This window comes from Streptomyces incarnatus (assembly GCF_001027185.1).
Taxonomy (GTDB): Bacteria; Actinomycetota; Actinomycetes; order Streptomycetales; family Streptomycetaceae; genus Streptomyces; species Streptomyces puniciscabiei.
Genome location: NZ_CP011497.1, coordinates 407,381 through 416,953, shown reverse-complemented (window position 1 = coordinate 416,953; position 9,573 = coordinate 407,381). Strand labels below are relative to the sequence as shown.

The window sequence follows — 9,573 nt, the reverse complement described above, 5'->3', positions numbered from 1 at the left end:
GGGACGCGGTGGAGGCGTTGTACGCGGACGGGTTCCGGGCGTTCGTGGAGGTCAGTCCGCATCCGGTGCTGACGGCCGGGGTGCAGGACACGGTGGACGAGGCCAGGGCCGATGGCGTCGTGGTGACGGGGACGCTGCGGCGTGACCGTGACGATCATGTGCCGTTGCTGACGGCGGTGTCCACGCTGTTCGTGCACGGTTACCCGGTGCGCTGGCCGGCGCGGGTGCCCCCGCACGCGGCGCCGCCGGCCGGGCTTCCGACGTACGCCTTCGACCACCACCCCTACTGGCTCGACATCACACCCGACCGCAGTGATCCGGGCCTCCTGGGGCTCGACGTCACCGACCATCCGCTCACCGGCGCCACCACGACCCTCGCCGACGGCACGACCCTGTACACCGGCCGGATCGGCACCGGCGCCGACCCGGAATGGCTCGCCGACCACGCCGTCGGTGACACGGTCGTCCTGCCGGGCACCGCCTTCGTCGACCTCGCCCTGCTCGTCGGGGAACACGCGGGCGCTCCCTACGTCGACGAACTCACCCTGTGGGCACCCCTCGTGCTGGACGGCACGCCCGTCGATCTGCAGGCGACCGTACGCCCCGACGGGGACGAGGGGCGGCTCGAAGTCACCGTGCACGCGCGACGCACGGGCGGCCCGGACGCATCCTGGGTACGCCATGCCACGGCCGTCCTGACGCACGAGCCGTCGCACGCCGCCGAGCCGGACTTCCGGCCGGCAGGTGTGTGGCCACCGCCCGGTGCGACACCCGTACCGGTCGAGGGGCTCTACGACGAGCTCGCGGCGCGCGGTTACACGTACGGGCCCGCCTTCCGCGGCGTCCGGGCGGTCTGGCGGCACGGCGACGACGTCCTCGCCGACGTGGTCCTGCCCGACGAGGGACGCCTGCGCGCAGACGTCTCCCGCCATCCCCTGCATCCGGCGCTCCTCGACGCGGCCCTGCACCCGCTCGCGGCGGGGCTCCTGGGCTCGGAGGACGGCGCCGGGGGCACGCAACTCCCCTTCTCCTGGAGCGGCTTCGCGCTGCGGGCCGCCGAGGCGACAGCAGTGCGCGTACGGCTGCGCAGGACCGGAAACGGCGGGATCAGCGTGATCCTGGCCGATCCGGAGGGTGAACTCGTCGCGCACGCCGAGGAGCTCACGCTGCGCGAGCTGCCGGACGGTTCACTGCTCCGGCCCACCACCCCCGAGGGCGATCCGGACGACAGCCTCCACGTCGTCGAATGGGTGGCGCGGGCGTGGCCCGAAGCAGCCCCTTCGATCCACGACGTGAGGACCATACGGCCGGAGGAGGTCGTCGCGCACGAGCTTCCGGTGGGTGACGTACCGCCCGTCGTCGTCGTGCCCGTCTCCACCGGCCCCGACGAGCTGCCCGGTCCGGTGGTCGGGACCGTCCTCGGTGTCCTGAAGGCGTGGCTGGCGGACGAGCGGACACAGGACGCCACCCTCGTCGTCCACACGCGGCGCGGTGTGGCCACCGGCCGTGCCGACCGCCTCGCCGACCCGGCGACCGCTGCGGTGTGGGGCCTCGTGCGCAGCGCCCAGACCGAGAACCCGCACAGGTTCGTGCTCGTCGACACGGACTCCCAGGATGCCCACGTCGTGGACGACGCCGTACTCGCAGCCGCGCTGGCTTCGGGGGAGCCGCAGGTCGCCGTACGCGAACGTGAGCTGTACGTGCCGGCGCTCGTGCCCCTGGCCGCACCTGCGCTCACCCCGCCGGCCGGCGCCGACGCGTGGCGGCTCGCTCCGGCCGGCACCACTCTCGACGACCTCACCCTGGAGCCGGCACCCGACGCCACCGGGCCGCTCGCCCCGGGGGAGATCCGCATCGCCGTGCGCGCCGCCGGGCTCAACTTCCGTGACGCGCTCATCGCGCTCGGCAGCTACCCGGGGACTGCCCCGCTCGGCACCGAAGCCGCCGGCGTGGTCACCGAGGTCGGGTCGGGGGTGGCGGACGTCGCCGTCGGCGACCGGGTCACCGGGCTGTTCGGCGGGGGGATCGGGCCGGTCGCCGTCACCGACCGCCGACTGGTGGCCCGTATCCCGGACGGCTGGACGTTCGCCCGGGCGGCCGCCCTTCCCGCCGCCTATCTGACCGCCTGGTACGCGCTCGTGGACCTGGCACGGCTGGAGGCCGGGCAGCGGATCCTCGTGCACTCGGCGGCGGGCGGCGTGGGGCAGGCCGCCGTGCACCTGGCGCGCCACCTCGGTGCCGAGGTGTTCGGCACCGCCGGCCCCGGCAAGTGGCCGGTCCTGCACGGCCTCGGCCTCGACGCACGGCACGTGGCGTCCTCGCGCACCCTCGACTTCGAGGAACACTTCCGTACGGCCGCCGGGGACGGCGGGTTCGACGTCGTCCTGAACTCCTTCACCGGGGACTTCGTCGACGCCTCGCTGCGGCTTCTCGGCCCCGGCGGACGGTTCGTCGAGATGGGCAAGGCGGACATCAGAGACGCCGATGACGTTCAGGCGATCCGGCCGGGCGTCTCCTACCGGGCGTTCGAGCTCATGGACGCCGGGCCCGAGCGGATCGCCGCGATCCTCGGCGAGCTGCTGCCGCTCCTGGAGAGCGGCGCCCTGCCCGCGCTGCCCGTCTCGGCCTGGCCCGTCACCCACGCGCCCGCCGCGCTGCGGCACCTCGCCCAGGCCAGGCACACCGGCAAGCTCGTGCTCACCCTCCCGCAGGCGCCCGACCCGGCCGGCACCGCTCTCATCACCGGCGGCACCGGCTCGCTGGCCGCGCACGCCGCACGGCACCTCGTCACCCGGTACGGCATCCGGCACCTGGTGCTCGTCGGACGGCGCGGCCCCGACGCCCCCGGCGCCCGGGAACTCGTCGCTGAGCTGGCCGAATCGGGCGCCGAGGTCACCGTCGAGGCCGCCGACGTCGCGGACCGGCAGCAGCTGGCCGCCGTGCTCGCCCGGATTCCCGACGCCCACCCGCTCACGCTCGTACTGCACGCCGCAGGTGTGCTCGACGACGGTGTCCTCGCCTCCCTCGACGCCGCGCGCCTGGACGCCGTACTCGCGCCCAAGGCGACGGCCGCCCGCCACCTGTACGAACTGACTCGCGGTGCGGACCTCGCCGGCATCGTCCTCTACTCCTCCCTGTCCGGCCTCGTCGGCGGCGCGGGACAGGGCAACTACGCCGCCGCCAACGCCTACCTGGATGCCCTGGCGGCGCGGGCCGCGGCGGCCGACGGACTGCCCGCCACCTCCGTGGCCTGGGGCCTGTGGGCCGGGGACGGCGGCCTGACCGGGCACCTGGACGACACCGACCGGGCTCGGATGGCGCGCGGCGGAGTCGCCCCGATGGACGCCGCCCAGGGGCTCGCCCTCCTCGACGCCGCCGTCCGGGCGCCGCACGCGGCCGTCGCCGCGGCACGCTTCCACCTGCCGCCCGGCACCACGCCCGAGAGTGTGCCCGTGATCCTGCGGCGCGGGCTGCTGCGCGCACCCGGCCGACGGCTCGCCGCGCGGGCGGCCACGGGGGAGCACGGTGGCGAAGCCCTGCGCGACCGGCTCGCCGCGCTCGGCCCGCAGGAGCGCGTCGAGGCCGTGCTCACCCTGGTCCAGGCCCACGCCGCCGCCGTCCTCGGCCGGCCCGCGGACCGCGCCGGCGGTGACGAACGGGCTTTCAAGGACATCGGGTTCGACTCCCTGACCGCCCTCGAACTGCGCAACCGGCTCGCCGGCGCGACCGGACTCAAACTCCACGCCACCACCGTCTTCGACCATCCGACACCGACCGCGCTGGCCCGCCACCTCACCGAGCGCTCGCTCCGGCCGGCAACGCGCACGACACCTCGCCGCTCGACGAACTCGCCCGGATCGAGGCGCTCGTACCGACCCTGCGGCACGGAAGCGAAACCCACGCCGCCGTACGCGCACGGCTGCGGGCGGCGCTGCGCAGGCTGGACGAACAGGTCCCGGCGACCGGGGTTCCGGCGCCCGGACCTGCGCAGGGCGACCTCAGCGACGTCACCGACGAGGAACTCTTCGCGGCGCTGGACCAGGAGATCGAGACACCGGACCCGCGCTGACGCCGGCCCGCACCGACAGCACCCGGGGCGTGGGCGGAACGGCCTCGGCCGCCCGCGCCCCGCTCACCGGCACGACGCCGCATCAGCCGGCAGGACGCCGAACACGCCGACACGACGCCGAACACGCCGACACGACGCCGAACGCGCCGACACGACGCCGAACGCGCCAGCCGCACGCACAGGAGTGCAGACACGCCATGACGACCACGACCACCGAGGACCGGCTCCGCGACTATCTCAAGCGGGCCACCACCGATCTGCGACGCACGCGCCAGGCCCTCGACGCCGCCGAGGAACGCGCCCGCGAACCCCTCGCCGTCATCGGCACCGCCTGCCGGCTGCCCGGCGGCGCCGACTCGCCCGCCGCCCTGTGGCGCCTGGTCGACGAAGGGCGCGACGCCGTCGGTCCGTTCCCCGACGACCGCGGCTGGGACCTCGACGCGCTGTACGACCCCGACCCGGCGCGGCCCGGCACCAGCTACGCCCGGCACGGCGGCTTCCTGACCTCCCCCGGTGACTTCGACGCCGCGTTCTTCGGCATCGGGCCGCGCGAGGCGCTCACCATGGACCCCCAGCAGCGCCTGCTCCTGGAGACCGGCTGGGAGGCCGTCGAACGCGCCGGCATCGACCCGGTGTCGCTGCGCGGCAGCGACACCGGGGTGTTCGTCGGCCTCGTCGCCCAGGACTACGCGCCCCGCCCCCACGAAGTCCCCGGTGAGCTCGACGGCCACTTCATGACGGGCAACGCCGCGAGCGTCGCCTCGGGCCGGCTCGCCTACACGCTCGGCCTCGAAGGCCCCGCGGTCACCGTGGACACGGCCTGCTCCTCCTCACTCGTCGCCCTGCACCTGGCGGGGCAGGCGCTGCGCGCGGGGGAGTGCCGGCTCGCTCTCGTCGGCGGCGTGTGCGTGCTGGCCGGGCCGCGGGTGTTCCTGGAATTCAGCCGGCAGCGCGGACTCGCCCCGGACGGGCGGTGCAAGGCGTTCGCCGCCGCGGCCGACGGTACGGGGCTCGCCGAGGGCGCCGGGATGCTGCTCGTGGAGCGGCTCTCCGACGCCCGGCGACTCGGGCATCCCGTGCTCGCCCTGGTGCGCGGCAGCGCCGTCAACCAGGACGGCGCGAGCAACGGACTGACCGCGCCGAGCGGCCCCGCACAGGAACGCGTCATCCGCCGCGCCCTCGACCAGGCCCGCCTCACCCCCGACGAGGTCGACGCCGTCGAGGCACACGGCACCGGGACCACTCTCGGTGACCCCATCGAGGCCCACGCGCTGCTCGCCACCTACGGCAAGAGTCGTCAAGCGCCCCTGTGGATCGGCTCGCTGAAGTCCAACATCGGCCACAGCCAGGCCGCCGCGGGCGTCGCGGGCGTCATCAAGACCATCGAGGCCCTGCGCCACGAGAAGCTCCCCGCGACCCTCCACGTCGACCGCCCCTCGCCGCACATCGACTGGTCCGCAGGGCCCGTCCGTCCGCTCACCGAGCCTCGGCCCTGGCCCCGCACCGAGGGACGGGCGCGCCGCGCCGCCGTCTCCTCCTTCGGCATCAGCGGCACCAACGCCCATGTCGTTCTGGAGGAGGCCCCGGACCTCCCGGCCCCGCCGCCGTACCTTCCCACCGCGCACCTCCCGGCCCCGGCTGCGCCGGCCAGGGACGCGACCGCCCCCCACACCACAGCCCCCTCGCTCCCGCGGCCCCCGCGCCCCTGGATCATCACCGCCCGCACGGACCAGGCCCTGCGGGACGCGGCCGCCGCGCTGCTCGCCCATCTCGACGGGGCGCCCGGCGCCCCGACCGACGACATCGCCCACTGGCTGGCGCACGGCCGCACCCGTTTCCCGCGCCGCGCGGCCGTCACCGGCACCGACCGCGGCTCGCTGCGGGACGCCCTGCGCGCCCTCGCCGACGGCAGGCCCGCTCCCGGGCTCGCCCTCGTCTCGCCCCGCGCTGCGGGACCGCTCGTCCTGGCCTTCTCCGGCCAGGGTTCCCAGCGGGCCGGCATGGGACGCGACCTGTACGCAGCCCACACCGTGTTCGGCGCCGCCCTCGATGACGTACTGGACCGCCTCGCACCGAAGCTGAGCGGCCACCTTCCGCTGCCGCTGAAGGAGGTCATGTTCGCTGACGCCGGCACCCCCGAGGCGGACCTGCTGCAGCGGACCGGCTACACCCAGACCGCCCTCTTCGCCTTCCAGCTCGCACTCGTACGGCTGCTGGAGGCGCACGGGCTGCGCGCCGACGCCGTCATCGGGCACTCCATCGGGGAACTCGCCGCCGCCCACGTCGCCGGTGTCCTCGGCCTCGACGACGCCGTGGCACTCGTGGCGGCCCGCGCCCTGTCGATGGAACGGCTGCCGCGGGAACGCGGCGCCATGCTCTCCGTCCAGGCCGCCGAACGCCACGTCCGTCCCCTGCTGCGCCCGCACGCGGACCGGATCGCCGTCGCCGCCGTCAACGGGACACGGTCCACGGTGGTCTCCGGCGACCTCGACGCCGTACGCGCCGTCGAGGAACGCTGCGCGAAGCTCGGCCACCGCACCCGCCGGCTCACCGTCAGCCATGCTTTCCACTCCCCGCACATGGACCCCGTGCTCGACGCCCTGCACGCCACGGCCCGCACGCTCACCGCGGCCCCGCCCCGGCTGCCGCTCGCCTCGAACGTCACCGGGACGACCGCCGGCCCGGGAGACCTCGCCGACCCCGGCTACTGGGCCCGGCACGCCCGCGGCACCGTCCGCTTCCACGACGGGCTGCGCGCTCTCGCCGAAGCGCACGCCGGTCATCCGACGTACCTGGAGGTCGGCCCCGATGCGACCCTCACCCCGCTGATCGCCGTCGCCCAGCCCGACACGGTCCATGTGCCGCTCCAGCGCCGCGACCTACCGCAGACCCAGGCCCTCGACCTGGCGCTCACCACGCTCACCCTGCACGGCCGTACCGTCGCACCCGCCGAGGAGGCCCTACGGCACACCCCCGTGACTCCGCCGACCGAACTGCCCACCTACCCCTTCCAGCGGCAGCGGTACTGGCTCACCACACCCGGCCCGCACCCCGGCGCCGCAGCACCTCAGAACCTTCAACGCCCCGACCCGGACGGCGGGTTCGGGGGCCTGCTGACCGCTGCCGAGGGGCCGGCACGCGAACGGCTTCTGCTGGAGCGGATCAGGGCGCACGCCGCGGAGGTCCTCGGCCACGAGGGGCCCGACGCCGTCGCGGGCGACGCCGCGTTCCAGGAGGTGGGGCTGACCTCCTTCGCCCTGCTGGACCTGCGCAACCGGCTGTGCGCGGACACCGGACTCGAACTCGCGCCCGTCGTCGTCTTCGACCACCCCACCCCCGCCGCACTCGCCGCCCACCTGCACCGCACGCTGCCCGCGCACCCCGTGCCGGCTTCAGAGGCGGTTTAGCCCGCCCGGACATGCTGAGCGGCACGCAGCAGCGCACGCACGTACGGCATGACCAGCGGGAGGAAACCCATGAGCGACGGCCTGCCCACGCGCCGCCTCGGCACCCTCGAAGTCGCCGCGCAGGGCCTCGGAGGGCTCGGCATCAGCGAGTTCTACGGGCCCACCGACGACGCCGAGTCGATCGCCACCATCCACCGGGCCCTCGACCTGGGCGTCACGCTCATCGACACCGCCGACGTGTACGGCAACGGCGCGAGCGAGGAACTCATCGGCAAGGCCCTCGCCGGCAGCCGGCGTGAACAGGCGGTCGTCGCCACGAAGTTCGGCGTGGTGCGCAGCGGCAGCGGGATCGGCCACGCCGTGCGCGGTGACGCCGCGTACGTGCGGCAGGCCGCCGACGACTCGTTGCACCGGCTCGGGCTCGACCACATCGACCTGTACTTCCAGGCCCGCGTCGACCCGGCCGTGCCCATCGAGGAAACCGTCGGCGCGCTCGCCGAACTCGTCACCGCCGGAAAGGTCCGTTTCATAGGCCTGTCCGAGGCCGCAGCGGCCACCATCCGGCGCGCCCACGCCGTGCACCCGATCACCGCGCTGCAGACCGAGTGGTCCCTGTGGTCACGCGGAATCGAGGCGGAGACCGCCCCCACGGCACGCGAGCTGGGCATCGGCATCGTGCCCAACGCGCCGCTCGGCCGCGGGTTCCTCACCGGCCGCTACCGCGACGTGTCCGCCTTCGGCGAGCACGACTTCCGGCGCCTGGCCCAGCCCCGGCTGACCGCCCGCAACCTCCCCCACAACCTCGCCCTCGTCGACCGGCTCGCCCCGCTGGCCAAGGACAAGGGCGTCACCGTCGGCCAGCTCGCCCTGGCCTGGGTCCACCACCGCGGCTCCGACGTCGTACCGATCCCCGGCACCCGGCGCGTCGACCACCTCGAGGAGAACCTCGCCGCCGCCACACTCGACCTCACCGCCGACGAACTCGCCGCCGTCGAGGAGGCGCTGCCCGCGCAGGAGGTCGAGGGCACCCGGCTCACCGAGTTCAGCCTGCAGTTCACCGACCGCTGATGGCCGCCCCGACCCTGTCCCGCGACGCCCCGGCGGCGCTCGGCGCGGCGGAGGTCCGCCGCCGCCCGGCGCTCGCACGGCCCTTGCGCCGCGCCCTCGTGCTGCTCTTCCTCGTCGTCGTGCCGGTGGTCCTGCTCAGCTCGCTGATCGTGTTCACGCTCGGTCATCTGTCGCCGGTGGACCCGGCCGCCGCCCGGCTGGGCGAGAACGCCACCGCCGCCGACGTGGCCCGGCTGCACCGGCTCTGGGGCCTCGACCAGCCCTTCGCGCAGCAGTACCTGTCCTGGCTGGGGCACGCCCTCACCGGCGACCTGGGCCGCTCGTACCTGACCGACATCCCGGTGGCCGACGCGATCGCCCAGCGCCTGCCCGTCGACCTGTCGGTGGCGCTCGTCGCGCTCGTGGCGGCGGTGCTCATCGGCTTCCCCGCCGGGATCGCGGCGGGTGTGCGGCCGGGCGGGCGCGTGGACAAGGCGGTGACCGCGCTCGGTTCGCTGGCCGTGACGGTGCCCGTGTTCCTCGTCGGCATCTGGCTCGTGCAACTGTTCGCGGTGCACCTCACGTGGCTGCCGGCCACCGGGTACGCGCCGCCCGCCGCGGGCATCGGGGAGTGGCTGCGGCACGTGCTGCTGCCCGGGCTGTCCTTGAGCTTCGTCGTCGCCACCGCCCTCGCCCGGCAGCTGCGCACCTCGCTCGCCGGTGCCCTGGCCGAGAACTTCGTCGTCGGCGCCACCCTGCGCGGCCTGAGCGCGCGCCGGGTGCTGTTCGTGCACGTGCTGCGCACCGCCGCAGGACCGGCGGTGTCGCTGATCGGCCTGGAGGTGCCCGAACTCCTCGGCGGCGCGGTGGTCGTGGAGACCGTGTTCGGGCTGCCCGGACTCGGTCAGTACGCGCTCAGCGGAGCCGCCTCGCACGACACCGCCGTCGTCCAGGGCGTGCTCCTGGTCACCGTGGGTGTGGTGCTGGTCGCCAACCTCCTGGTCGACGCCCTCATCGGACGGCTGCGGCCCGAGACCCGGAAGGGATGAA

2 protein-coding genes and 2 pseudogenes are annotated in these 9,573 nt (G+C 75.0%); all 4 read left to right on the top strand.

Annotated features, from left to right (window positions below):
* Positions 1 to 8 precede the first annotated feature (8 nt).
* Positions 9 to 3,734: pseudogene (locus ABB07_RS01900) on the top strand (SDR family NAD(P)-dependent oxidoreductase); the annotation flags it as partial.
* 580 nt (positions 3,735 to 4,314) lie between these two features.
* Positions 4,315 to 7,476: pseudogene (locus ABB07_RS40445) on the top strand (type I polyketide synthase); the annotation flags it as partial.
* Positions 7,477 to 7,545: 69 nt separating this feature from the next.
* The gene (locus tag ABB07_RS01895) at positions 7,546 to 8,544 is read left to right on the top strand and encodes an aldo/keto reductase (protein ID WP_208896919.1); all 999 of its coding nucleotides are present in this window, start codon (positions 7,546 to 7,548) and stop codon (positions 8,542 to 8,544) included.
* Positions 8,544 to 9,572, top strand: a complete 1,029-nt coding sequence (locus ABB07_RS01890; RefSeq protein WP_208896918.1) for an ABC transporter permease — start codon at positions 8,544 to 8,546, stop codon at positions 9,570 to 9,572. The genes ABB07_RS01895 and ABB07_RS01890 overlap by 1 nt, the downstream gene beginning before the upstream one ends.
* Position 9,573: the final 1 nt, after the last annotated feature.

What these genes read in the sequence shown, in the direction of transcription:
- ABB07_RS01895 (WP_208896919.1), top strand. Translation starts at nt 7,546, where the DNA reads ATGAGCGACGGCCTGCCCACGCGCCGCCTCGGCACCCTCGAAGTCGCC.
- ABB07_RS01890 (WP_208896918.1), top strand. Translation starts at nt 8,544, where the DNA reads ATGGCCGCCCCGACCCTGTCCCGCGACGCCCCGGCGGCGCTCGGCGCG.